At 64.3% G+C, this 25451-nt stretch carries 22 protein-coding genes and 1 pseudogene; 9 read left to right on the top strand and 14 right to left on the bottom strand.

Going from position 1 to position 25451, the window contains the following annotated elements; genetic code table 11:
* The first annotated feature begins 23 nt into the window (after positions 1-23).
* Entirely contained in the window at positions 24-953 is a 930-nt protein-coding gene (locus tag J7E83_RS11645; protein ID WP_214962186.1) for an aldo/keto reductase, read from the top strand.
* A 46-nt stretch (positions 954-999) separates the two neighbouring features.
* Here the strand turns inward: J7E83_RS11645 and J7E83_RS11640 are convergent, their stop codons facing one another.
* The 8 genes from J7E83_RS11640 to J7E83_RS11605 all read right to left on the bottom strand — a co-directional run bounded on the left by J7E83_RS11640 (position 1000) and on the right by J7E83_RS11605 (position 8635).
* The gene (locus tag J7E83_RS11640; RefSeq protein ID WP_214962184.1) at positions 1000-2193 is read right to left on the bottom strand and encodes a Gfo/Idh/MocA family protein; all 1194 of its coding nucleotides are present in this window, start codon (positions 2191-2193) and stop codon (positions 1000-1002) included.
* On the bottom strand, positions 2190-2984 hold the full coding sequence (locus J7E83_RS11635; protein WP_214962182.1) for a ThuA domain-containing protein: 795 nt from the start codon (positions 2982-2984) through the stop codon (positions 2190-2192). Before J7E83_RS11635 ends, J7E83_RS11640 begins: the two co-directional genes overlap by 4 nt.
* Before the next feature lie 79 nt (positions 2985-3063).
* A complete protein-coding gene (locus J7E83_RS11630; RefSeq protein ID WP_251043789.1) occupies positions 3064-3816 on the bottom strand; it encodes a carbohydrate ABC transporter permease in 753 nt (250 codons plus the stop codon).
* Between the two features lie 164 nt (positions 3817-3980).
* The gene (locus J7E83_RS11625) at positions 3981-4943 is read right to left on the bottom strand and encodes a carbohydrate ABC transporter permease (RefSeq protein ID WP_214962179.1); all 963 of its coding nucleotides are present in this window, start codon (positions 4941-4943) and stop codon (positions 3981-3983) included.
* Positions 4944-4955: 12 nt separating this feature from the next.
* Positions 4956-6191, bottom strand: a complete 1236-nt coding sequence (locus tag J7E83_RS11620; protein ID WP_214962178.1) for a sugar ABC transporter substrate-binding protein — start codon at positions 6189-6191, stop codon at positions 4956-4958.
* A gap of 145 nt (positions 6192-6336) precedes the next feature.
* On the bottom strand, positions 6337-7374 hold the full coding sequence (locus J7E83_RS11615) for a LacI family DNA-binding transcriptional regulator (RefSeq protein ID WP_214962176.1): 1038 nt from the start codon (positions 7372-7374) through the stop codon (positions 6337-6339).
* A 152-nt stretch (positions 7375-7526) separates the two neighbouring features.
* Positions 7527-7718 (bottom strand): hypothetical protein, encoded by a 192-nt coding sequence (locus J7E83_RS11610; protein ID WP_214962174.1) that lies wholly within the window; start codon positions 7716-7718, stop codon positions 7527-7529.
* Positions 7719-7804: 86 nt separating this feature from the next.
* Entirely contained in the window at positions 7805-8635 is an 831-nt protein-coding gene (locus J7E83_RS11605; protein ID WP_214962172.1) for a response regulator transcription factor, read from the bottom strand.
* A 444-nt stretch (positions 8636-9079) separates the two neighbouring features.
* Here J7E83_RS11605 and J7E83_RS11600 point away from each other — a divergent pair, with 444 nt between their 5' ends.
* The gene (locus J7E83_RS11600; protein WP_251043757.1) at positions 9080-10108 is read left to right on the top strand and encodes a hypothetical protein; all 1029 of its coding nucleotides are present in this window, start codon (positions 9080-9082) and stop codon (positions 10106-10108) included.
* 90 nt (positions 10109-10198) lie between these two features.
* Here the strand turns inward: J7E83_RS11600 and J7E83_RS11595 are convergent, their stop codons facing one another.
* Together J7E83_RS11595 and J7E83_RS11590 are read right to left on the bottom strand one after the other, a co-directional pair.
* Positions 10199-10363, bottom strand: a complete 165-nt coding sequence (locus tag J7E83_RS11595; protein WP_214962170.1) for a hypothetical protein — start codon at positions 10361-10363, stop codon at positions 10199-10201.
* A 5-nt stretch (positions 10364-10368) separates the two neighbouring features.
* Positions 10369-11418 (bottom strand): glycosyltransferase family 2 protein, encoded by a 1050-nt coding sequence (locus J7E83_RS11590; RefSeq protein WP_214962168.1) that lies wholly within the window; start codon positions 11416-11418, stop codon positions 10369-10371.
* 439 nt (positions 11419-11857) lie between these two features.
* Here J7E83_RS11590 and J7E83_RS11585 point away from each other — a divergent pair, with 439 nt between their 5' ends.
* Positions 11858-12331, top strand: a complete 474-nt coding sequence (locus tag J7E83_RS11585) for a sensor histidine kinase (RefSeq protein WP_214962167.1) — start codon at positions 11858-11860, stop codon at positions 12329-12331.
* Between the two features lie 52 nt (positions 12332-12383).
* Here the strand turns inward: J7E83_RS11585 and J7E83_RS11580 are convergent.
* Positions 12384-12638 (bottom strand): annotated as a pseudogene (locus J7E83_RS11580) (ACP phosphodiesterase); the annotation flags it as partial.
* A 47-nt stretch (positions 12639-12685) separates the two neighbouring features.
* Here J7E83_RS11580 and J7E83_RS11575 point away from each other — a divergent pair.
* The 5 genes from J7E83_RS11575 to J7E83_RS11555 all read left to right on the top strand — a co-directional run bounded on the left by J7E83_RS11575 (position 12686) and on the right by J7E83_RS11555 (position 18266).
* Positions 12686-12994, top strand: a complete 309-nt coding sequence (locus J7E83_RS11575; RefSeq protein WP_214962261.1) for a phosphotransferase — start codon at positions 12686-12688, stop codon at positions 12992-12994.
* 115 nt (positions 12995-13109) lie between these two features.
* On the top strand, positions 13110-13991 hold the full coding sequence (locus J7E83_RS11570; RefSeq protein ID WP_311379644.1) for an alpha/beta hydrolase: 882 nt from the start codon (positions 13110-13112) through the stop codon (positions 13989-13991).
* Between the two features lie 90 nt (positions 13992-14081).
* Positions 14082-14240 carry a hypothetical protein gene (locus J7E83_RS11565; protein WP_214962165.1) on the top strand — a complete coding sequence of 53 codons (159 nt, stop codon included), beginning with the start codon at positions 14082-14084 and terminating at the stop codon, positions 14238-14240.
* Between the two features lie 222 nt (positions 14241-14462).
* Positions 14463-17096 carry a Tat pathway signal sequence domain protein gene (locus J7E83_RS11560; protein WP_214962164.1) on the top strand — a complete coding sequence of 878 codons (2634 nt, stop codon included), beginning with the start codon at positions 14463-14465 and terminating at the stop codon, positions 17094-17096.
* Positions 17097-17291: 195 nt separating this feature from the next.
* Positions 17292-18266: an SRPBCC family protein gene (locus J7E83_RS11555; protein WP_214962163.1), complete on the top strand. Its 975-nt coding sequence runs from the start codon at positions 17292-17294 to the stop codon at positions 18264-18266.
* Between the two features lie 104 nt (positions 18267-18370).
* Here J7E83_RS11555 and J7E83_RS11550 read toward each other — a convergent pair whose 3' ends face one another.
* Entirely contained in the window at positions 18371-20422 is a 2052-nt protein-coding gene (locus J7E83_RS11550) for a rhamnogalacturonan lyase (RefSeq protein ID WP_396020536.1), read from the bottom strand.
* A gap of 359 nt (positions 20423-20781) precedes the next feature.
* Between J7E83_RS11550 and J7E83_RS11545 the strand changes: the two genes are divergently transcribed.
* Positions 20782-21426 carry an NADPH-dependent F420 reductase gene (locus J7E83_RS11545; protein WP_214962161.1) on the top strand — a complete coding sequence of 215 codons (645 nt, stop codon included), beginning with the start codon at positions 20782-20784 and terminating at the stop codon, positions 21424-21426.
* A 102-nt stretch (positions 21427-21528) separates the two neighbouring features.
* Here J7E83_RS11545 and J7E83_RS11540 read toward each other — a convergent pair whose 3' ends face one another.
* Entirely contained in the window at positions 21529-22467 is a 939-nt protein-coding gene (locus J7E83_RS11540) for a hypothetical protein (protein ID WP_214962159.1), read from the bottom strand.
* A 468-nt stretch (positions 22468-22935) separates the two neighbouring features.
* On the bottom strand, positions 22936-25320 hold the full coding sequence (locus tag J7E83_RS11535) for a sialidase family protein (RefSeq protein WP_214962157.1): 2385 nt from the start codon (positions 25318-25320) through the stop codon (positions 22936-22938).
* Between the last annotated feature and the right edge of the window lie 131 nt (positions 25321-25451).

Here is a 25451-nt window from a genome sequence, read left to right as displayed (position 1 = left end):
TGGCGGCGGATAAGGTACAAGGCATGGAATATCGAACCCTTGGCCGCACCGGACTGTCCGTCTCTCCCGTCTGCGTGGGGACAAGCTCCCTGGGCAGCCCGCCGCCCCCGTATGGCACCGACACAGCCGTGGCCACCATCCGGCGGGCCATGGAAGGTCCCTTCAACTTCGTGGATACGTCCAACGAATACGGCAACGGGGGCAACAGCGAACGCCGGATCGGGCAGGCCCTGGCGGAATCAGGCGGCCTGCCGGAGGGATTCGTCGTTGCCACCAAAGTCGACCCTATCGTCGGGACACGCGATTACTCCGGCGACCGTGTGCGCAGGTCAGTGGAGGAGAGCCTTGAACGGCTCGGCCTGGACCGCCTGCAGCTCGTGTACCTCCACGATCCCGAGAAGATCACGTTCGAAGAGGGCACCGCGGCCGGCGGCCCCCTCGAAGCCTTGGTGGATCTGAGGGACCAGGGCGTCATCGGACACCTGGGAGTCGCAGGCGGCCCCATTGACCTTGAGCTCAAGTATCTGGCCACAGGCGCCTTCGACGTCGTCATCAGCCACAACCGGTTCACCCTCGTGGACCAGACAGCAGAGCCGCTCATTCGCGACGCGATGGAGCGGGGCGTGGCGTTCGTCAACGCCGCACCCTTCGGCGGCGGAATGCTGGTGAAGGGCCCCGACGTTGCCCCCAACTACTGCTACCGGCCCGCCAGTCCTGCAATCATCGAGCGGGTGCGGAAAATGCAGCAGATCTGTGAAGCCCACAATGTGCCCCTGGCGGCCGCTGCGCTGCAGTTCTCCACCCGTGATCCGCGCGTCAGCTCCACCATCGTGGGTATGTCCGAGCCCGGCCGTGTGGACCAGACAGTCCGGCTGGCCGAATGGGACATTCCCGAGGACGTCTGGTCCCAGGTCCTGCCTCTCGCCGCAGCCGGAACCGGGCAGCTGGACTAGGAGCCTCCTTATTCTTGACCCGACATTCCTGACCGGCACTTCTGGATCAGGAGATCGGGCTTGGCACTGCCGGGGCAGGCGCCGTGCCAAGGGCCGCCCCGGCTGAGAAGGAACCGTCGATGGACCACGAGTTGAGGACGGCTGCGACGTCCGGCCGCTTCTCGTCGCGGACCGCCTCCCTGTAGGAACGCTCCAGCAACGCGCCGATGAGCACCCGCCGGCCCGTGGCGGCGCTTTCGATCGCAGCCTCCACCATGGCCAGGCTGAGGATGTTGTCATGTACCTGGCCCATGGGTGGGGTCCCCGTCCGGAGTGCCGTGACGAACTCGCGCAGGGACCCGTGGACTTCCGAACCCGGGTCCTTCACGACGACGGCATCCGCCGGAACAGCAGCAAGAGCCGCGGCGTCCGCAGAAGCAAGGCTCGCCGTCGGCGGGTTGTCGCCATCCCACAGCACGGTCCCGTATTCGCCGCCCAGCCGCCAGGCGGCGTTCCAGGAGGTCTCCTGCCCGGGGCTGCACCAGCTTCCGTTGAACACGAAGCGCTCGCCGCCGGACATTTCGAAGGACGCCACAGCCGCAGCGTCACCCCGGTACCAGCTCCAGGCAGGGTTGTATTCCTCGCAGAAGACGGAGACGGGGTCAGCCTCCAGGAGGAAACGGGCCATATCGAACTGGTGGATGGCCATGTCCAGCAGCAACGGGTGATCCATCTGGTCCCGGAAACCGCCGAAGTGCGGTGCCTTGAAGAAATCCGCTGACAGGATCCCCAGCCGCCCCAGCCCGCCCGCGAGTGCCTTGGCCGCGAACAGGTCCCGGTTGTACCGGCGCGACTGGCTGACCATGAACAGCTGGCCGGTGAGCTCGGCGGCAGCGGCCAGGCTCAGGCCCTGGGCCACGGTGGAGGCCACGGGCTTTTCGCCCAGCACGGGCAGCCCGGCGAAGAGCGCCTCGGTGGACACAGGGTGGTGGGCGGCCGGAACGGTAACGTTGATGACTGCCTGGGCGCCGACATCGGACGCCAGTTGCGCTGTTCCCCTCCCCACCGGGAGGTCCGGTTTGCCGACCGAAGCGGCACCCGCGCGCGCGGCGTCCAGGTCAAGGTCCACGATGCCGCCGAGCTCCACGAGCGGCGAGGCCTCCACAGCCCCCAGCCAGGCGCGGCCCATGCCCCCGGCGCCGACCACCACCACTTTCAGGGGGGCGCCGTCGTCGTCGATTGTTGTGAATGGCCGGCTCATGCGGTGGTTTCCTCGTAGATCGCGGTGGCGCCCTGGTACCCGGCGCCCTTGAAGAACTCATTGGTGTCGTACCGCAGCAGTTCGGGTAGTTCGCGGCGCGGCCGGTCCGTCACCGCCCACTGGACGGCGTTGGAGATGACCCGGCGGATGTCCTTGTGGTGGTACACCGGGTAGTCCTGGTCACCGGGGCTGAAGAAGAAGATTTTGCCGTGGCCGCGGCGGAAGGTGCAGCCGGAGCGGAAGACTTCGCCGCCGCTGAACGAGCTGATGAAGACCAGTTCCTCCGGTGTGGGGATGTCGAAGAATTCGCCGTACATTTCCTGCTCATCAATGATGATGGGGTGTGGCACGCCCTTGGCAATGGGGTGGGTGGGATCCACTGTCCACACGAGCTCCCGGTCCTGCTCGCTGCGCCAGCGCAGGGTGCACGTGGTGCCCATGAGTTTGGTGAAGATCTTGGACCAGTGGCCGGAGTGCAGCACGATCAGCCCCATACCGGAGAGCACGTGGCGGTGGACGCGCTCCACTATTTCGTCGTCGACGTCGCCGTGGGCCATGTGCCCCCACCACGTCAGGACGTCCGTGTTCGCCAGGACTTCTTCGGTGAGGCCGTGCTCGGGTTCGTCAAGGGTGGCGGTGCGAACCTCGACGCCGGCGCCCAGGTTTTCCACGATGCCCTCCTTGACGGCACCGTGCATACCATGCGGGTAGAGCTTGGCCACGTGCTCGTGTTCCTGCTCGTGCCGGTTTTCGCTCCAGACGGTGACCCTGGTCGGGACGGTGTTACTCATTGCATCTCCTTGTGGTTCTGGCATTGCCGGGTTCTGGTGGTCTTTGGTGGGGCTGGCGTGCGTTGCGGACAGGTCTGCGTCACTTGACGGCGCCGCCGGTGGTTCCGGCCGCCACGTACTTCTGCGCAGCGATGAGCAGGATGATGGCGGGGATGGAGGCGAGGACCGCCGTCGCCATGACCGAACTCCAGTCGTTGACGTAGGCCCCCATGTACTGGAAGATGCCCAGCGTCACGGGACGGACGTCGTCGGTGGTTGTCAGGGTGAGCGCAAAGAGGAAGTCGCTCCACGTGAACAGGAACGTGAAGAGCCCTGCGGTAATGAGCGCGTTCCGGCTGAGCGGCAGGACGATTGACCAGAAGGCCCTGAGATGGCCTGCGCCGTCCACCTTTGCCGCCTCGATGACAGATGCGGGCATGTTGTTCATAAAGGCCCTGACGATGAGGATGGCGAACGGGATGCCGTGCGAGGAATCTGCCAGGATGAGCCCGGGAATGGAATTGAGCAGTCCAAGGTCGTTGTAGGCCGTGTACAGCGCGTTGGCCACCACGATTCCGGGGATCATCTGGCTGATCAGGATCGCGAAGAGCACGACGCCGGCGCCACGGACCTTGAAGTAGGCCAGGGCGTAGGCGGCGGGCGCTGCGATGGCGAGGCTGAACACCACACTTCCCAGGGCCACCACCAGGCTAGTTCCGAGGTTCCGGCCCTGCTGGCTGATGGCCGTGGCGTAGCCGGTGAAGTCAGGAGCCAGGGGCAGCCATGAGGTCTGCAACGTGGTCCCGTTCGGCTGCAGGGAGGCGTTGATCATCCAGTAGACCGGGAAAAGCATGACGGCGAGGAACACGAGGGCCAGGGCCGTGGTCCCCCACTGCCTGGTTCCGCCCTGCCTGGTCCCCCGCTGCCTGCGGACGGCGGTCAGCGGGCCAGGCCCGGTTCGCACGGCGGCCTCCGTGGCTGCGGCATTCGGCTGCGTATTGGTGGTCATGGAATTCCTCACTCGTCCACTGCGCGCCGGTTGACGCGGAGGTACAGAACCGCGAATACCAGCGAGATCAGGACCAGGATGTTGCCCATCGCCGCGCCCTCACCGAACTTGAAGTTCTGAAAGGACAGGGCATACGACTGGGTGGCGATGGTCTGGGTCGAGTTGGCCGGCCCGCCGTTGGTCAGGCCCAGGATGATATCCAGGACCTTCAGGGTGTAGACCACTCCCAGCACCAGGACGACGCTGACCACAGGACGCAACATGGGCCAGGTGACGTGCCGGAAGGCCCTCCACCCGGTGGCGCCGTCCAACGAAGCCGCCTCATACAGTTCGTCGGGGATGTCCTGCAGCCCGCCGTACAGGACAGTCACGTTGAACGGGATGCCTATCCAGATGTTGACCCCGACAACTGCGGCCAGGGCCAGCGACGTGCTGGTCAGCCATGGGATTCCGGTACTGATGATCCCGAAGCTCTCCAGGAAGTTGTTCAGCGCCCCGCTGTCCTTGTCCAGGATCCAGCGCCACACGGCGCTGGACACGATCAGCGGCAGCAGCCATGGCAGGAGCAGGAGGGAACGCAGAATCCCGTTGAGTGGGAACTTCCGCTTGAAGAAGACCGCCAGGCCCAGGCCCAGGACGAACTGCCCGGCGATGGAGCCCGCCGTGAAAAGGGCTGTGTTAATCAGGGAGGTGGAGAACAACGACGACGACAGGACGGTCACGTAGTTGGAGAACCCGACCCACGGGGCCTCGCCGGTGTAGAACGTGCCCGTGGTGTAGTCCTGGAAACTCATCGCAACGTTCTTGACCACCGGGAAGCCGAAGAAGAGCACGAGGTAGGCCACCGCAGGGGCAAGGAACAGCCACTGGTAGACGCGCTCCCTGCGCCGGTAGCCGGAGCGGCGGAGCCCGGCGTCGTTTTTTGTTTCCGGCACCGGGAGGTGAAGTCTCGATTGGACGGTTGCTGACATGGGGACCGATCCCTAGCCCTGCTGGGCTTGTTTGAGGGCATCTGCGGGGTTGGCCTTATCCGTCAGTGCGGTCTGGATTGCGGTGAAGATCTTGGTCGCCTGGGCAGGCCAGTCCTCGCCGAGCTGGCCGGTGCGGGCACGGGCGGTCTTCACCAGCTCCGTGAACGAAGCAAGCTTGGGGTTCTCACCGGCGAACTGTGCCGCGAGGGTGGACTTGGACGGAATGGTGTTGCGGGCCTTCGCCATGGCCAGCTGGTTTTCGTCGCTGTTCATGCAGGCGACGACTTCCGCTGCCTTAGCCTGCCTGGCCTTGTTGCCTGTCTGCGGCACGGTCCAGACCTCGCCGCCCAGCGGCCCGACAGCGGTCTTGCTGGAATCCTTGACCGGGATATTCACCACGCCGTAGTGGAGGGCGGCCTGCTTGTCCAGCGTCGGAATCTGCCAGGGACCGTTGACCATCATTGCGGCCTTGCCCGCTATGAACTGGTCGTTGACGTCCGCCTGGGTCCAGTTCAGCGCCGAGGAGGACACGGACCCGCTCTTGACGAGGTCCGTCCAGAGTTGCAGCGCCTCGGCAGTCTCTGCGGTGGCAATGTTCTTCTCGTCCCCGCCGTTGGACCACATAAACGGCAGGAACTGCCAGGTTCCTTCATAGGTCGCGTTGGCATCGAAGGCCAGACCGTACTGTCCGCCTGAGGTCAGTTTTGCCGCTGCCGCCTTGAGCTCGTCCCAGGTCTTGGGCGCCGTCACACCGGCTTGATCGAGCAGGTCCTTGTTGTAGAAGAGTGCAATGGTGTTCACCGTGGGTGCCAGGCCGTACACCTTGTCCTTGTACGTGCCGGCGCTCAGGATCCCCTCCGGATAGTTGTCGGTACTGATCTTGAAGTCGGTCAGCGGTGCCAGGGCTCCGGTGCCGGCGATCTGCTGGAGATCAGGGTTGTCCAGCATCAGGACGTCGGGCAGGGTTTTCGAGGACGCCTGTTGCAGCACTTTGGCGATGAGGGACTTCCCGGGCACCGTTTCCCGCTTGATGGTTACCCCCGCTTGGGAACCACAGGCCGCAAGCGTGTCACCGATGATCGTCTTATCCGGTTCGTTGTTGTAATAGTCCACCACGGAGAGCTCGGATACAGACCCTCCCCCTCCCGGCGCCGGACTGGCCCCGCAGCCGGAGAGGATCAGGGGAAGCGCCGCAAGCGCGGTAATGGTGACGGCGACGGCCTTGGGTTTTGTGAAAGCTGACTTCATTATCAGGTCCTTTGGGCTTGGAACCGCGGCGGCTTCGCCGCGGCCTTTCATCGGTTTTTTGGATGTATGTGCCTTAGTCGATGCGTATCGACGAAGGTTTCTATAGCTGACTCCGGGCTGTGGGTGGGCCAGGAGCCGGGCGGGTCTAGTGGATGGACTGAGTCACGGGAACGGTAGGTCCCGCAGTGCCGTGCCGGTGGGTCACCCGCGGCGGTATGAGCTCGAGCAGTCCGTCCTTGTCAGGACGGTCTGCCTGCATCAGGCTGAAGAGGATCTCCACGGCGCGCCGGGAAACCTCCCTCGGCTGGAGATCCAGGACGGTGGATTCCTGAAGTTCGATCAGCACGTCGGGGGTCGGCCCCACCGCAATTATTGAGGCATCCTTTCCGGGCTCCAGGCCCCGCTCGTGAAGGATCCGGGGAAGGAGCTCCAAAACTGTCACGTCCGGGGACACGAAGGCGGGTTTCCCCTCCGCCCCGGCAATGCAGGCATCAACAGCGGCTTCGATACTTCGGCGGTCCGAGGTGGCGGGAACATGGTTCAGCGACACTCCCAACCTTTCCGCGGCAGCGTTGGCCCCGCCGAGGAACCTGCCGACATAGTTCAGCCTGCTCCCGACCAGCCGGGGCCGCCAGCCGATGATCACACCGCTGGTATGGCCGGCGGCCGCCATCTCCTCAACACACAGTTCCCCGGCCCGGGCAAAGTCCGCATCGATGCAGTTGAGCCCTGCCGAGTCATTCGGGATGCCAATGAAAACCACTGGAACCCGAAGCTTCCGGACCACCGGAATCCGTTCATCGTCCGCTTCAACCTGCATGAGGATCAATCCGTCGCAGAGCTGTTGCCCCACGACGCGCTCCAGGCCCTGGCTGCCTTCCTCGTCCGTGACAAGGAGGACATCGTGGTCGAGGCGCCGGGCGGTAGCCGCGATGACGGCGATGAACTCCATCAGGGATCCCAGATGCGCTTCGGGAGTAATGGGCAGAACCAGCCCGATGACCTGGGACTTTCGGCTTGCGAGGGCACGGGCACCGGCGTTCGGCCGGTATGTCAGTTGCTCGATTGCAGCTTCAACCCGCAGGCGCGTCTTCTCGGAGATGGGCCGCTTGCCGCTCATGACGTAGGAAACCGTGCTCTGGGAAACGCCGGCCGCGGCCGCCACATCCTTGCTGGTAGGCACTGGTTACCCTTCGTCCGGCGTCGTTGCTTTTCGCATCGATGCGTATCGTCGATGCGTATCGAGAACCAGTGTGACACGCGCCTCAGTCAGAACACAAGGGATTGACGCAAGGTTTGGGCGTTCACCGCATTGGACCGGACAGCGCCCACCCTTTACTGTTGGCCTTCAGTCTCCGGGTCGGAGGCTTCAGGGTCCTCTTCGGGCTCGAACGTGTTCGGCTCCCCAGTGGCACCAATGCCCACACCTTCCTGGCCTTCGGGGACATCGCCGCCGCCCTCGCCGCCCTCCGTGGCGGCCACCTGTGGGTCGTCGTCGGGCATTGCATCGGGTGAGTTGATGGTCATAGCTCCTCCTAAGGGGTGGGCAATCAAGGTATCAGGGCAGGGCTGGCTGAAACAGTACCCAGCGCTATGTGCTTGCCCGACCGCCCTCACGGTGCCATCCGGTAACCGACGCCCCTGACCGTTTCCACCCAGCGGGGAGCCCGCGAACTGTCACCCAGGCGCTTGCGCAGGTTTCCGAGGTGGACCTCAACGGCACGTTCCTCGCCGGTGCTGACGTAGGAGCCGGTACTGTACGGTTCATTCCGCAACCGGCGGACCAGGTCAGCCTTCGTCTGCACCAGCCGCCCGTTTTCCATCAGGACCAGGAGCAGGTCGAACTGGGTCCGGGTCAGGTCCAATGGCTCGCCGTTGATAGCTACGGCCCGGGACCCCTCATGAAGCGTCAATCCCTTGTGTTCGAAGTCGCAGCGAACAACCGTGGGCTGGACTTCTCGGGCATTCTCAAGGGCTGGGACCGTTGCCGGGGTAGGGGCCGGCTGAAGCGCGGGGCGGTGCCCCTTCCCGGGCCGGGGGCCGGGTGCGCTTTCGGCGTCCCCCCAGTTGAGCGATCTGGGCCGCCTAAGCATGGCGGCGATTCGGGCCCGGAGTTCCCGTGGCCTGAAGGGTTTGGTGAGGTAGTCATCGGCGCCGGCCTCGAATCCCATGAGCGCATCCGCCTCCTCGACCCGTCCCGTGACGATGATGAGATAGGCATCGCTGAATGTACGGATTCTGCGTGACGCCTCAATGCCGTCAAAGTCCGGCAGGCCAACATCCATGGTGACAACTACAGGGTTATGCCTCCGGACGGCCTCCACGCCTTCAACGCCGGAAGTCGTTGCATGAACTGCGAAACCTGACTGCAGTAAAATATCCGTCAGCGATGCCCTGACGTCATCGTCGTCCTCAACAACTACAGCAATGCCCCGCTCCACCATCTGCGCCCCTAATAGTCCGTTTGAGCCAGTAGTGTGTGCGCGCCGAAAGTTGGAGTGTTGACAACTCTGCATGCGGCCAAAACAGGCGTTCGTCCATCCGCGTTTTTACGCTCCGCTGCCACATGTCAAGGTGCCATGTAGCGGCCGAATAAACCGAATGGATGTATTGGAATGAAGCTTACAGACTCGACTCGGAGTATTAAGTAAATTGCCATTACTTTGCGCCGTTCTTGAGGCTTGGCAAATATTGCGTATTTCTTGAGGTGATTCCGCAACAAATTAGCGGCGTTGAGTCTATTGCGTTCTGTATCAGATGTGACTGATGATCAAGTTGCGCTCACTGGGGGCGCAAAGCTGCTCGCTGGGAGCACAGGTAAGGGGCGCCACATGGCTTCTTTTCGGTTATCCGTTCTATTTCCCGCCCACTCCGTAAGACCCTTGGCCATGTTGGCGGCGGCGGCTCTCGCGATGCTGGTGTCCGTGCCGGCCGCGCAGGCCGCGGACGCCACGCCCATGGATCCCAACCCAGGACCGGCGGGGAGTTTCGCCTGGAAAGGATTCAACTGGGAAAAGCGCTTTTGGGGCGGGGCTCCGCAGTACAACAGGGCGTTCGCCGCCGCCAACGTCAGCGGGCCCAACGCGAATGGCTACGTCACTATGAAACTGACCAACCCAACGGGCGCGTCCCCTGTGGCCGCAGAGTTCCAATCCACCCGGAAGGGGTTCGGTTATGGGACCTACAGCACCACGGTGGAGAAGAATCTCAGTCTGCTGCAAAAGGAAGTGGTCTGGGGATGCCTCTTCACGTACGATCCCCTGGCTGAGCCCGGCTTCAACGAGATCGACCTATGTGAAGCGTCAGCCTGGGGCGGTGGCGCCAGCTACGGCCAATCCTGGCCTGTCACCCAGGGCCACGGATACTGGTTCGACGCCAGCAAGCCCCCAGGGCAGGGGAACAACACCACAGTCTTTGACGTCACTGCCAGCCCCATCACCACGCACAGAATGGTCTGGGAGCCCGGCAGGCTGACCTTCGAAACCTACGCCGGGGCGGGCTACGTTGGGACGCTTCTCAAGCGAACTGTTCTTGAAGGATCCACGGTGCCCGTGCCTGCCAAGGAACAAGTCCATTTCAATCTCTGGGTCACCGGCGGTGGCGGCGGCGATCCGGCCCATGTGAAGCCTGAGAACGTGGTAATCCGTGATTTCTCCTTCACTCCTGCCTCCACTACGCCGCCTCCGGTGCCGGCGCCGGCCATCAAGCTGACGGCCACCACCACCAATTCAAAGGGGAGCAACACGACTGCCTTGACGTGGACAGGTGCCGCTGGAACCAGCGTCACCCTCTGGACTGACGGAACGCAAAAGACCGTGCTTAACAGCGGCAGCTTTGTGAACAAGATCAAAGACGGGGCCACCACCGCGTACAAGATCTGCGACGCAGGCGGATGTTCCGCCGTCGTCAACGTGTGATCCGGCAAAGCAAAGAAAGGGCCAAGCGCAGGGCGGACCGGACAACGGGGCGCCCTGCGCTTGCACTGCTTGCGAAAGTACCGGTAGTACTTAGGACCTGCCACCCCGAACGGGCACAATCCGCTTGATGGCCAGGCCGAGCGCCAGGAGGGCGAAAGCCGCCAAAGCCACCCAGAACAGGTCACCGGCCCCCGTCATAGCGAGCGTTCCAGAGCCGACGCCGGCGGCTGCCGGAGCTGCTGGGTTGTCATACATAGTTGTTACCAGGCTTTCTTATTGTTGAGGGCTGCGTCTGCGTACGCCTTCGCGTGGACCAGTTGCAGGAACAGGTCGATCACGAGCTCGTACATGGTGGCGGCGGCGAGCATGTACTTCCATCCCCGGAGCCGGACTGTCACCACACGCTCGATCACGAAGACACCGGTCACGGCCAGCCAGAAGGGCTGGATATGCAGCCCGGCCCCCGTGCCCAGTGCAAACGCCACCGTGCCGAAATACGCCAGAGTCACCAGCACCCCGATCACCGAGAGGGCCTGCCGCCCCCAGTACGGTCGGGTGACACGGGTCCAGCCATACTGGACGCAGTTCTCCACGGCGCCGCGCTTCCACCGGAGCCGCTGGGCCCACAATTCGCCCCAGGACGGCATCACCTCAGTGACCAGAGTGCAGTCAGCCGGGGACTTGATCCGGTAGTGGAGGGTGAGCAGGGCAAACGAGAGTTCGTTATCCTCGGTCAGGACCGAGGTGTCATAGACGCCGCCGCGCCCGTTGCCGGGGGGCAGTTTCCCGTCCAGCCTGGCTGCGACGACGTCCCGTAGGGTCCGCGCCCTGAACAGGGCCGCAGTACCTGTTACTACCAGGCACTTCCCTTTGAGGCGTTTCACGTCGCGCGCGTATCTGGCATATTCATTCCGTTGCAGGTGCCCCACGAAGCCTCCGCCAGCTCCTCCACGGAAGACACCACCCACGGCGCCGAGCCGGGAGTCCGACTGCAGATGGCTCACGGCCCTCTCGATGAAGTCCCGGGAAAGCTGGGAATCCGCGTCCTGAATGAGGAACATGTCCTCCGGCCCAGCCAATGGGAGGAGCCTGCTGAGAGCAAAGTTCAGCGCTCCGGCCTTTTTGTCCGCGTTTCCCAGCGTGGAGATGACCTCCGCCCCCTCGGCCAGCGCAATCTGCTCGGTAGTGTCGGTGCAATTGTCGGAAACAACAATTACCCTGTCAGGAAGAAGGGTCTGGTTCTTGAGGGAATCAAGGGTTTCAAATATGCCAGCCGCTTCATTATGGGCCGGAATAAGGACAGTAATCACCCGCAGTTTTTCCCATGCCGGACTCCACGGGTGCCGGACTGACTAGCCCAGCGCGCCTTATTTTCTGTATGCCGTTGTGATGTGTCGCGCATTTATCGCCAAGTCTCCGTTGGAAGTATTCAAATACCTATTGACTTTGAGTCTTTCAACGTGAACGCAATCCATCAGCAGAGAAATGGAAGCAAACCTACAAGCTTTGGTAAAGAACAGCGCAACAATAGATTGCTCTCAGCGGCCGCCCTCAGTTTGTGCGCTGGGTCTTGAGGTGCATGAACCTGACCGTGGTGCATCCCAAGGCGGTGTCGTCGCAGTAACGGCAACACCGCTCCAGCCCTCCGCGGATTTTTGATCCGATCTTGACTCAACCCTTCGCAACCCATGCGGTCGGCGGTCCACGCTTGAAGCATAAGGACCACCAGCAGTGGGGAAGCAGGAAGTCATGGGGAACGAATCAGCTCTGGATGAAGTAGTCGCCGTGGACGGGGTGATCACGGATCTTCATCCGCCCGACTTCCACACCTTGGGGCTGGCCGGCTGTATTGACCGGCTTACGGCGCCCCTCCGTCAGCAAGGGACCGCAGTGCACTGGGATACTCCGCACTGGGGCATCGAGATCCCGGCGGACTGCGCGTCCTTGCTTTACCAGTCGGCCCGGGAAGCGTTGAGCAATGCGCTGAAGTACTCGGACGCCTCTGACCTCACCGTCCAGCTCGCTGCCGTGGACCACGGGATCCGGTTGGTGGTGTCCGACGACGGCACGGGCTTTGAGAGCCAGCTCGCCATCAGCGGGCGGCACCACGGCTACGGACTGCGGCTGATGTCAGTGGCCGTCCACGAGGCGGGCGGTTCCGTTGACATCTGCTCAAGCCCGGGGTGCGGCACCACCGTAACTGTCACCCTGCCGCTGGATTAGGTCATGTCCACTCCCACAGTCCCGCGCCGGATCCGATACACAAACCTGTGCGTCAGCGCGGCAGCTTATCCGCATCCGGCTCCAGGTCGCCGATGTGGCCTGGAGCGTTCGCGCCCAACACCCGCTCGACGAATGCGCCATATTCCGCCATGTAGTGGCGAAGGAATTTGGCGGTGGATTCGCCCCTGACCTCGCCGTCCTCTGCGTAAACCTGGGCATGGAACGTGAAGTAGGCCTCCGGCGCATTGAGCTGGGGTGCATCCAAGAAGCTCAGGACGCTGCGCGTGGAGGACTCCATGACCGCGGTACAGAGGCGCGCCGCCATCCGTCTACGCGGACGAGGCGCTCGCCGCCATCGATGCCCTAGGTGGCGAAATCCCCGCAGACGACGTCAAACGGGTCTGGGATCATGCCGTCAGGGCCCGATGGGATAGTGAGCCGGTCTGGTTCCACGGTGACGTCGCCGGGAACCTGTTGACGCGTGATGGCGGGCTTTCAGCCGTTATCGACTTCGGCTGCTCGGGCGTGGGTGGTCCCGCCTGCGACATGGTCATCGCCTGGACGTTCTTTGACTCCTCCGCCCGCCGGGTCTTCCGCAAAACGCTCGGTGTTGACCAGGCAACGTGGTCCCGTGGACGCGGTTGGGCGCTCTGGAAGGGTTAGATCAACCTCGTCGGCGCCCTGGAAACCACTCCCGGCGGTGCCGTCGGACCCCGCCGCGACATCCAGCGGCTGGTCGATGACTTCGCCGAAATGCCGTAGGCGGTCAGATCCCGCCGTGGCTACGCCCGCAACACCCTGCGACCATGGACCGGTGATACTCGACAGAACATTCACGTGGCGCAACCGGCGGATCGTCTGGAGGGCAACCGGCGAGGGCCCTCCGCTCGTCTTCTGCCACGGCACACCATGGTCCTCGGCGTTGTGGGCTCCGTTCGCCGAGGCCCTCGCTCGTGACTTCACCGTCTACCTCTGGGACATGCCGGGTTACGGCGCATCCTCAAAGGAACGGCACCATGACGTCGACCTCGGTGTTCAGGGGGAGGCCTTCTCATCGCTTCTGGCGCATTGGGAGCTGGACCGGCCGCACGTCGTCGCCCACGACTATGGAGGTGCCGTGTCGCTCCGGGCACATCTCCTGCACGGGCGCTCGTTTGCGTCATTGTGCCTGGTGGACGTTGTCGCGCTGCGGCCCTGGGGGTCGCCCTTCTTCACTTTGGTCAAGGAGAATGCGGATGTTTTCGCGCAGCTCCCCGCAGCCGTGCATCGGGGCGCGTTGGATGCCTACATCGCTGGGGCCAGTCATCGCGGACTCCCACCTCATGCTGCCGAGCTGCTTGCCGCCCCCTGGGCTGACCACGAGGGCCAAGCGGCCTTCTACCGCCAGATCGCGCAGGCCGATGAGCGTTTCACAAGCGAACTCGAACCATATCTGGCCGCCGTATGCGCTCCCACGCACATCATCTGGGGACAAGAGGACACGTGGATCCCCGCCGACCGGGCAGGGCGTCTGCAAGCCTCCATCCCGGGGAGTACGTTGACAATGATCCCCGGAGCCGGATACCTCATCCAGCTGGATGCACCCGTGGCACTCATGGCAGATCTCCAACGCTGGTTATCGACACAGATCGGTCGGGACAAAGTCGGCCCGCAGCGTTGACAGCTACGGTTCTTGACAGCCTGCAGATGCAGGGGCTGAATGATGGATAAGGCAACGCCCCAGCCCATCGGCAGCACAGGAGCAGCAGTCATGAGTGAGAAGTCAGCAGCCCAGCGAATCCACAGCGAAGCCCCGTCCGAAGGGGATCTCGACGCCGATCCAACGGACCTCCGGATGCATTCCCAGGACCCTGCCGAAGGCGCCGACACAGAAGATGAAGACGCCGGTAAACCTGACCCGGGCAAGTAGGCCGGGCGCCGCCGACTTCGTGTCCCGATAACCCGCAGTCCCACCTGCAAGCGACGGACCGGGACAATCCCGCAATATTCGCGGACGGCCCTTGCGGTTCGATTCCTAAGCGCGCTACGTTAAATCCCGGATCAGAAACCGCTTTCTCACGTGCCGCACCAGTTGCAGGCTGCGTGCTGCCGTCCTCGGCAGCCGGAAGCGGCTAACAACGGAATGGACACAATGACTCAGAACACCCATGTCACGTGGCTCGACGGCGGCGCGCCTTTGGAACTCAGCGGGGGAACCACCTGGGGCATGCCCTTTGCCCGCGGAATGGTGGCAGGCCCGGAAGAACTGACGGTGCGCGACGCCAACAACCAGCCCGTCGCGAGCCAGGCCTGGCCCCTGGCCACCTGGCCCGACGGATCCCTAAAATGGGCAGGGCTTGCCCTCCCCGCCACCGACGCGCCCTCCCCCGAATACCGGGTGACGTCCGACGGCGGGGCCACACCGGAAGCAGGAACGGCACCCCAGGTGGAGGTGATGGAGACCGAGGACAGTGTCACGGTGACCACAGGGCCGCTGGAGATGGTGATCAAACGCCGCGGCTGCTCCCTGTTCAGCACCCTGTCCCGCGGCGGTGTCACCGTTGCCCGCGACGGGCGGCTGGTCAGCCTGCTCCAGGACTGCCTGGCCGATGGACCTGGACCTGTTGCCCGGGAGGCGTTCACCGGTGAGGTCACCGCCGTCGTGCTTGAACAGAGCGGTCCCATCCGCGCCGTGGTGCGGCTGGAAGGAAAGCACTGCCCTGACAGCGCAACAAGCGACAAGCCCAGCTGGCTGCCGTTTATAGTCCGGCTCTATTTTTACGCCGGAGCCCGCAGTGTACGCATGGTCCACTCGTTCATCTGGGACGGCGATGCCGAGCAGGATTTCCTGGCCGGGCTGGGCGTCCGCTTCACGGTTCCCCTCGAGGGCGAGCTCCACAACCGGCACGTGAGAATCGCCGGAGCAGACGGTGGATTCCTGCTCGAAGCCGTGCGCGGCCTGACCGGCCTGCGCCGGGACCCCGGGGAAGAGGTCCGCCGGGCCCAGTTGGCAGGCGACCCAACCCCGCCGCTGGCTGAATGGAACGAGGAGGTCTCCGGGCGGCTCCACCTGATCCCAGCCTGGAACGACTACACCCTCAGCCAGCTCAGCGCGGACGGCTTCGAACTGCGTAAGCGCACGGCCGCGAATCATGGTTGGGTGGGTATCTCCGGCGGGACCAGGGCGGCCGGGTTCTGCTCCCTCAGCGACAACCGCGGCGGCCTGGGCGTTGGCATCAAGGACTTCTGGCAGTCCCACCCCGGCCAGCTGGACATCGGCAACGCCGCCACCGGCGAGGCTTCGCTGACCGCGTGGATTTACTCGCCGGAAGCCCAGCCCATGGACCTGAGGTTCTACCATGACGGCCTGAGCCAGGACACCTTTGAGGAACAGCTTGAGGGCCTGGAAATCACCTACGAGGACTACGAACCCGGCTTCGGCAACCCCACAGGCATCGCCCGGACGCACGAGCTTAACCTCTTTGCCTACAGCTCTACGCCTACCACCGAAAGCCTCGCCGCCGACGCAAAGGCGGCTTCCACACCCGCCCTCCTGCAGGCCACCCCGGAGTACCTCCATTCCGCCCAGGTCTTCGGCGACTGGACACCCGTGGACCGCAGCACCCCGGCCCGCGCCGAACTCGAGGACAGGCTGGACTTCCTCTTCGATTTCTACACTGGCCAGGTGGAGCAGCGCCGCTGGTACGGCTTCTGGAACTACGGCGACGTCATGCACACCTATGACTTCGACCGGCATGTCTGGCGGTACGACGTGGGCGGCTACGCCTGGGACAACTCCGAACTCTCCCCCGACCTGTGGCTCTGGTACTCCTACCTGAGGTCAGGGCGTGCGGATATCTTCCGATTTGCCGAGGCAATGACGCGGCACACCGGCGAGGTGGACGTCTACCACCTGGGCCCCTGGCGCGGCCTGGGCTCCCGGCACAACGTGCAGCACTGGGGCTGCAGCGCCAAGCAGCTGCGCATCAGCACTCCTGCCTACCGCCGGTTCTACTACTACCTCACGGCCGACGAACGCACCGGGGACCTCCTGACCGAACTGGTGGACAGCGACCAGAACTTCCTGGGCCTTGATCCTGTGCGCAAGGTCCGCCCGGATGCGGACACCTACCGGCCGGACCGGAACGCACTGGGCGTGGGGCTGGGGACCGACTGGGGTTCCCTCGCAGCGACGTGGCTTACCGATTGGGAACGCACGGGCAACCCCCGCTCCCGCGACCGGCTGCTGGGCACGATGGCGGACATCGGCGCACTGAAGTACGGCTTCCTCACGGGCGAGGCCCTCTACGACCTGGACAAGGGAAGGTTCGACGCCGGGAGGGAAGCCATCCGGGTCTCGCACCTCAGCGCCGTGTTCGGCCTGGTGGAAATCTGCAGCGAGCTGGTGGACCTGGTTCCGGACAAGGAGTTCGAACGCGCCTGGCTGCAGTACTGCCGGCTGTTCCTCGCCACAGAGGAGGAACAGATCCAGGCCGTGGGCCAGCCCCTGGCCGGAATCTACCTCACCCAGGCCCACAGCAGGCTCAGCGCCTACGCCGCCTCGCGGCTGGGAGACCCTGGCCTGGCCACCCGGGCCTGGGAAAGTTTCGCCGAGGGCGGGGAGCATCTGAACCATGAAGCGGCCTTTACCTTGAAGACCATCCAGCCTCCGCACGTGCTCCTTCCGGTAGACGAGGCACCCACCGTCTCCACCAACGACGCCTCCCAGTTCGGCCTGGCGGTGATCCAAAACCTGGCCCTCATCGGGGATCATCTGCCCGGCTGAGCAGCCTTCCCGGAGGCTGCCGGCGTCGCATTTTCCACCCAACTGAGTCGCAGCAGATGTCGTCAGGGGGCGCCCCATAACGACATCTACGGCGACCTGGTTGGGGCTGGCTCCCGGACTCCCGACGGCGGTATGGTAAGCATACTGATGATTAATAAATCCTCATCAGATCCGGTTCAAGTCGAAGGAGACGTTGTGAGCACTAAGGTGGAAAAACGCATTCTGGTGAACGTACCGGTGAGCACGGCATACAACCAGTGGACCCAGTTCGAGGAATTCCCCCACTTCATGGGCGGCGTGAAAAGCGTGAAGCAACTCAGCGATGACCGCCTGGAGTGGGTGGCCGAAATCGCGGGCATCCGCAGGAAGTGGACTGCCAAGGTCCTGGAGCAGCTTCCTGACCGCAAGGTTGCATGGGCCGCCACGGAAGGGGCCACCAACGCCGGCGCCGTGGAGTTTGAGGACGTAGGCGGCGGACAGACCTCCCTGCGGCTGACCCTCGAATATGACCCCGAGGGATGGGTCGAAAAGGTGGGAGACAAGCTGCACGTTGTAGAGCGCCAGGCCGAGGCAGACCTGAAAAAGTTCAAGGAGTTCATCGAACATGAGGGCTATGCCAGCGGCGCCTGGCGGGGCTCGGTCAACGAGGGCACATCCGTGGGCACCCCTGGGGTTGAGGACGCGGCAGCATCACAGGGCGATTCCGGCAAGGCAGGAATCTCCGGCAAGGCGGCCGGGGCGGCCGGGGTCGCCGCCGCTGCCGGCGCGGCCGCTGCCATGAGCGCGGGAACGAACAAGGACGCGGATGAGGCCCGTGACGTGACCGGCATGGACGCCTCCATGCCTATGCCGCCTGTCACGGAACCCGCGCGGATGGAGCCGGCGCCAATGGACTCCTCCGTTCCCGTGGAGCCGATGCCGATGGAGTCCGTACCGATGGAGCCGGTTTCAACCGATCCCACCGCAGCCGGCACCAGCGACAACCCACTGGCCGAGCGCGGCGATGAGCAGATCGGGCACACTTTCGACCAGACCAACGGCATGGTGGACCTCGAGGGCGAGTCCGATGAAACAGTTGAGGGCGAAAATCTCAGCGCCGGGGAACGCCGTGAGGACGACGGCCGGCCAGGCGGCCTTCCGCCACTGGGCGGAAACCTCGGCCAGCACTGACCCGGACCGCCGTCGGACGGGCTGACCGGCCCTGAACCGCACGAACGGCCCTGGCCCGCAACGTTTTTGCGGGCCAGGGCCGTTCCCGGATGCCGAGCGCCCTGCTACTCGGAGGTGCCGGCGTACGTGACTGACGGCATGGCAGGAGTCTCCATACCCTGGCCGATGAAGAAGCTCGGGTGCGGAGGCTGGTTGTAGGCGACGTTCTCGCGGGCGACGCCGGTCCGGTACATCGGATCGTGCATCAGGGTGCGGAGCCGCATCCGGGTGGGCGCCGTAGTGGTGTAGATCCGCAGCTCGCTGCTATCCGACGACGGCCAGGCAAGTTCTTCACGCCAGTCGCCCAACAGGTCGGCTTGCAGGGACGGATTGCCCTTGGTGGTGTTGTTGCTCCGTGCGCCGGTGGCGGTCAGGAGGCGGTCACTTGATTCGGTTTCCCAGTTCCACTTGGAAATAGTGGGGACGCCCGTGGAGGTGGAGGTGTTGTAATCGTGGTCCACGATTTCGCGCAGCGGGTCCCCGTCCCACCAGGCCAGGAAGTTCGCAGCCGGGATTTTTTCTGTAATGAGTTCCCCCTTGGCGGACATCAGCTGCCCGCGCGGGGAGTTCCAGGACGCGTCGCCGCCCACAGCCCAGCCCTCCGCGCCGGCGTAGCGGGGATCGATGTCGCCGGCTGCACCGCGTCCGGTGTCCTTGATGGCCGGGATACTCCAAAGGACTTCACCAGTGGCTGCGTCACGGAAGGTGGCCCCCCGGTTACCGCTCTGGCTCATGCTTTCGTGAACGGCGAAGGTTTCGAGGCCCGGACGGGACGGGTCCAGGTCGCCGGTGTGGATGGCGTCGCCGTGGCCGAGCTTGGTGTTGTACAGCGGCTTGCCGTCGTCGTCAATGGTCATGGAACCAAAGACGAACTCATCCTTGCCGTCCTGGTCCACGTCAGCCACGGACATGTTGTGGTTGCCCTGGCCCTTGTATTCGGCTCCCGCCACGTCCGAATCGAACTTCCAACGCTTCACCAGCTTGCCGCCCAGCAGGTCATAGGTGACCAGGACGGTGCGGGTGTAGTAGCCGCGGCTGAACATCAGGGACGGGTGTTCGCCGTCGAGATAGGCCACGCTGGCAAGGAAACGGTCCACGCGGTTGCCGTAGCCGTCACCCCAGGCCGAGACGTTGCCGCGCGGTGGATCGTAGTCCACCGTGTCCATGATGGTCCCGGTCCTGCCGTTGAACACCGTGAGGTATTCGGGGCCGGACAGCACATAACCGGCACTGTTGCGGTAGTCGGCAGCCGGGTCACCGATCACGGTGCCAGCCCCGTCCGTGGTGCCGTCCGCCGTCTTCATCGACACCTCAGCCTTGCCGTCGCCATCGAAATCGTAGGCGAGCAGCTGCGTGTAGTGGGCGCCGGCGCGGATGTTGTGACCGAGGTCTATGCGCCAGAGCTTGGTGCCGTCCATCTTGTAGGCGTCCACGTAGACGTTGCCGGTGTAGCCCGACTGCGAGTTGTCCTTGGCGTTGGACGGCGCCCACATCTGGATGACCTCGTACTTGCCGTCCCCGTCAAGGTCGGCCACGCTGGCGTCATTGGCGGAGTAACCGTAAGGCTTGCCGTCCTTGGCGATGCCGTCCGCCGGCTTGTCCAGCTTGATGGCCAGGTAGTTCTGCGGCATCGGAGCAAACTCGTCCGTGAGCTTGTCCTGGCCATTGCCGTTCCCGACGGCCATGATCACGTACTTGGACAACGCTGTTCCGGCCGGATCAATGTAAGTGGTGCTGTTCCGGATGGGCTCTTCGGTGATTTGCACACCGTCCCGGATCACGTGAAAGCCAATGCTGTCCTTATCCAGGCCGAGCATCCGCCAGCCCAGGCTGACTCCGTGGTCCGTAAGCACGGCCACGGGCGCGCGGTCCAGGTTTTCCACCTGCCTTTGGAGGCCGGCAGTGCCGGAGTGAGCCGACGCCTGCCCGGGAGCGCCTGCCGCCGGGCCGGGGACCGCCTGCGCCAAGGGAACGCCGGTGAAGGCCAGGGCCACTACTGCGAGGGACGCCGCTGCAGCCAGCGGCGTCCCCTTCCACAGGTGGCTGGTCTTGCGTCGGAGGCGAGGACGGCGGCTTTGTGCCGGAGCTTGAGTGCAACACTTCGCGGGGTATGCCAAAGAACATCTCCTTTGATGCTGGCGACAGGAATTCTGCCGCACCAGACAAGTTTGTAACGTTTCATTTCCTGCGCAGACATCCTTCGTCGGAATTTCCAGAAGAATGTCGTGACCAGAGAAAGCGCTTTCTGCGCCTCTAGGTCTATCAGCCTCTCTCTGCTATGGTCAAGCCTGAAGCCGTGCTAAATGGTAGAAATTGTTCAAACTAGTTTCTTGGGCCAGGTGATGGGAGTGCACAGCACTCCAACAGCTGGAACCAGGCTGGCCCTCATGCCCCTGGACAGGGCGCCGAGGACTCAGCTGATTTATTCCCGAGCAGCCGCTGAAATATTTGCGAGCGGCATGCTGTTGGCCCGGACATGACAACAACAATAGGAATCATCGGTGCAGGTCACATTGGTAGCGCGGTTGCCCGGAAGGCGGTTGAGCTTGGCTATGACGTGGTCATCAGCAACTCCCGCGGCCCGGAAACCCTGACGGAACTCGTAGCGGACCTGGGCCCGAAGGCCCGCGCTTCGACGCCCGCGGAAGCAGCAGCGGCGGGGGACTTCGCCGTCGTCACCGTTCCGCTCAGGAACTACAAGGACATCCCGGTGGAGCCGCTGGCTGGCAAGATCGTCATTGATACCAATAACTACTACTGGGAGCGGGATGGCCACATCCCGGCCCTGGACAACGGAGAGGCCACTACCTCCGGGCTCCTCCAGGAACACCTGCCGGACTCCAAGGTGGCCAAGGGCTTCAACCACATCATGGCGTCCCAGATCACCACAGACGGCAGTCCAGTGGGCACCCCCGACCGCCGGGCCCTGGCCACGGCCAGTGACTATCCCGAGGCGGCTGAGCTGGTGACCCGGCTGTACGACGAGTTCGGCTTCGACACCGTCAACATCGGCCTGCTCTCGGAAAGCTGGCGGGTGGAGCGGGACCGGCCGGCCTACGTCATCCGCCAGAACGAGGCAGAACTCAAGGAGAACCTGGCCAACGCACCGCGGACCATCTAGTTCTCGCTCGATCCAGGCCAGACAACCGAAACTGACTGGCAGCAGACGTCGCGAAAAGGCTTTTTGACGACGTTAACTGCCAGTCAGTTGGGATTTTAGGGCCTAGAGTCGGGCCGGGACCAGGACCACCTCGAATATCGTGGCCGTCGGCTCGTCGAACTTTGCGTTCACGACTGCCAGCGTGTTGCCGAACAGCGCGGCAGTAGTTGGGATCTGGAAGGCTTCCTCGTTGATGATGACATCCTCGACAACCCCGGAGGAGAAGTTTTTAGCGAGGTCGATGCGGCTGATCTGGTTCGAGAAGTTCTGCACCGCCCAAAGTTGCTGGCCTCGCACCAGAATGCCGTCGACGTTCGGCACGCTCACGCCTTCCACCAGCGCACTCGCGCCGGTGTCCGGGGCGACTGTGTAGATTGCCTGGTTCTGCGAGTGGGCCACAAGGAGCACATTGCCGCCCTTGGCCGAGGCAATGCCATTGAAGCCGAATTGTGTTGCCGGATCTTCCAGGACGAGTCCCGGATCGGTTAGCGACAGCGTCACGATCGCATCCGGATCGTCCAAACCGTCAAAAGGAACGAAGTACAACTCCGGGTACTTCGAGTTCGTGAACCATGCGCCTCGCGGAGTGAGCGTGACATCGTTGATGAACGAACCCGGCAGCGTGGTCAAGGTGATCTCCGCAATGGGTTCCAGCGTCGCTGTGTTGTAGACGTACGCATTGCCGGCGGCGCCGCCCGCCACGAACAGCAAGTTGGTGCCGGCGTCGAACTTCATGCCGACGGCCATCCTGCCATCGGGGGCATCAATGAGGAGCTCGGTCATTCCCGTGCGGATGTCCCCCTGGTAAATATCGCCCAGTTCCAGGTCCCCCGCGTAGAAGGTGGTTCCCGTTCCGGCGGCGATCCCCTCAGCGGAGGTGGCGCCGACGAGGTCGATGACCGTGTCCGCGAACGGCGCGGCGGCGGCCGGCAGGGTGGGGACGAGCAATGCCATGAGCGCGATGAACGCGATGGCGGTACGGCGTTGTACTGTTCGGCGCATGATGCTTCCTTGCTTGACTGGTCCGCGCGGGGCAACAGACGTCAGCAACAGGCGGGAGGCTTCGCACGATTGTCCTGCCAGTTTAGGCACCTTTGAACGGGCTGAACAGTGCCTGCCGAAAGGCCGCCGAAAGTGGAGATCACGGTGCCAGGGGAGGCGAGAACAGCCAGCCCGGGCACCGTGTTCAGACGGTCAGGACAGCTGCTAAAAGCTGTTCTGGCCGTTGCGTAGATCCAGCCACGATGTCTGTTCCTCGTCTAGTTCGATGCCGAGACCCGTCAGCGTGGAGCGATACTCCGCTATTGACCGTGGCCCAACCAGTGCAAAGGTTGGGAACTGCTGGGCCGGCACATAGGCCAACGCCACAGCCGTAGCCGGCACCCCGGTGTGTTCCGGTGATCGGGATTCCTTTCGGGGTGTCACGCCGGCGATGGCCGCCCCGCGTCGCGCGGGGCGGCCATCCTCCCGTCAGGCGATGTCGCCGTAGATGATGCCGCGGCCGGAGAGGTAGACGCGGCCGTAGATCTCGGGGTCGCCGGTGATGACGGCCCCGGCGAGGCCCCATTGGTGGGCGTCGTCGTTGATGCGCTGCCAGGTGGTGCCGCCGTCGATCGAGCGGAAGAAGCCGTCCTGGCCGCCGACGGTGGCCGTCGTGTAGATCGCCGGGTAGCCATTCCGCTTGGCGGCCTTGCCGAAGCCGACGCCGATCGCCAGGTCGACGGCGCGGATGCGGGTCCAGGTGGTGCCGCCGTCCTTGGAGTGCCACAGGCCCTTTGCAACCCCGGCCTTGTCGCTGCGGCCGCAGAGCCAGACGTGGCCCTTCTGGCCGGGCGCGACGCGGAAGTCGTCGACGCCTTCGGCGGGCAGGCCGGTCGCGCCTGTGCCGGTGAACGTCGCGCCCCCGTCGGTGCTGCGGTAGAACGCGCCGCCGGAGAACGCGTACAGGACCGACGCCTTGACGCGGTCGGACTTGATCTTCGCTCCCGCCGGGAGCCCCTTGACCGGAGTCCACGTCACGCCCAGGTCGGTGCTGTACACCGGAGTGATCTCGGTGTCGCTCGGCGACCAGACGATCCTGGACGCGTCGGCGCTGACCGCGACGGTGCCGGGGTGGCGGTCGCCGGCGAGGCCTTCGATGCCGGTGTTGCGCCAGGTCTTGCCCCGGTCGGTGGAGACGCCGACGTGGCGCTTCTCGTTGCCGTAGTACCCCTGGCCGACGGCGACGAGGACGTCCGGGTCGGACTGGGCGAAGTCCACACTGGTGGCCATGGACCAGCCGGTGTCGATCATGGATTCGGCCCTGTCGAGGTCGGTGTGGACGAAGCCGGTTTCATCGCCGACGGCGGAGAAGAGCGTGCCGCCGAGCGCCGCGAGGTCGATGATCGCGCACTCCTCGATGCCTTCGGCGCGGACTCCCACGGTGAATTTCTCGACCGGCAGGGCGATCCGCAGGCCGGCCTCGTCCTTGCCGATCAGATCGCCCTGCGAGTCCCACCGCGTCAGCTCGTCGCTGCCCCAGATGGTCGCGCCGGTGCCCCACATAATGCGATCGGAGCGGTGCGGGTCGATGGCGAGGGCGTCGATCATCCACCCTTGCTTGACCGCGTATGCCGGGCCCTGGTCCTCGCCGTTGAACGACAGCCATGGGCTGCCCGAGGTGTCCATGTCGAACCGGTCGTGACGGTCCTGGCCTTCGGCGTAGTCCCAGCTGAGCTGCCAGGTCTGGCCGGAGTCGGTGGAGCGGTAGATGATTTCGTCTGGCCACCAGTTGTTGCGCGTGACCGTCATGAGCGTGCCGGGGTTTTGGCGGTCGACGGTGATGCCGCCGAAGCCGGGGATCACGCCGCGCGGGTTGTAGGGCGGGGTGACGTCGGTCCATTCGCCGGTCTGGGTGGCGAGTCGCATGATCTTGCCGCCGTTGCCCGAAGCGGCCGGAGCGTTGCCGGGGCCCGGGTCGTTGCAGGTGGCGATGTACAGGTATCCGTTGGTGTCGTCCGCTGCGGACTGGTTGGGGAAGGTGCGGTTCCCGTCGACCGCTCCGAGCGCTTCGGCGGCGCCGGGGACGGCCTGCCAGGTCGCCCCACCGTCTTCCGAAACGTAGAGCGGGTCGGCCGGGTCTGCCACGCCCACATAGATCTTCCCGCCGATCTGGTCGAAGTCGATCCAGATCACGCCCTGGTTGTCGCCCAAGATGATGTTGCCGGGCTCGATGACGAAGTTCCCGGGGTTGGGGAAGTTCGCCACCGCTGCCCAGGTCCGGCCGTAGTCCTTGGAGCGCCACAGGCCGTTCCCGCTGGGCGTGCCCAGGTACAGCTCGGCGTTGTTGGCGGGGTTGACGGCCAGCCGCTCGCCCATGCCGCGGCCGGGCATGTTGCCGCCCTGCTTGAACGGCAGCTCGGCGATGCCCCAGGTCTTGCCCCTGTCGTCGGAATAGAGGATCGCGCCGTTGTTGGGGTCCCAGTCGTTCGTGTAGGCGCCGACGGCGGCGTAGACGCGGTTGGTCTCGACCGGGTCGGAGGCCATCGAAACCACGTACTGGTAGCCCCACTTCGCGCGCGGCACCCAGTCGAGCAGCGGTGTCCAGGTGCGCGTGTCCTCCTGCCAGCGGTAGCAGCCGCCGACGTCGGTGCGCGCGTAGATCAGGTTCGCCTCGGTCTCGTTGAACACGATGCCGGACGCGAAGCCGCCGCCGTTGATGACGGCGTTCTTCCAGGTGTAGCCGTTGATCTGCTTCGAATCGGAGTTCTCTCCGGCCCAGGCGGAGGAGGTCCCGGCCGCTATCACGGCGGTCGCCCCGGCTGCTGCGAGGAAACCTCGACGTGACAGCCCGGCGCCGTTGGGGAATGTGGTCATGGTGCGTCCCTTCCTAGATGTGATCAAAAGTGTGGTGCGGTGGTGGTGTTGGGGTGTTGCTGTGTGTTGGTACCTGCGCTGGTTCCCTCCGGGCCGAAGCCGTCTTGAGGGTTGGCGGGGGTAGGGGCGGA

Source organism: Arthrobacter sp. ISL-48 (genome assembly GCF_018613805.1).
In the GTDB taxonomy this organism is placed as follows: Bacteria; Actinomycetota; Actinomycetes; order Actinomycetales; family Micrococcaceae; genus Arthrobacter.
The sequence above is the reverse complement of the archived record's forward strand: the minus strand, read 5'-3'. Positions and strand labels throughout refer to the sequence as shown.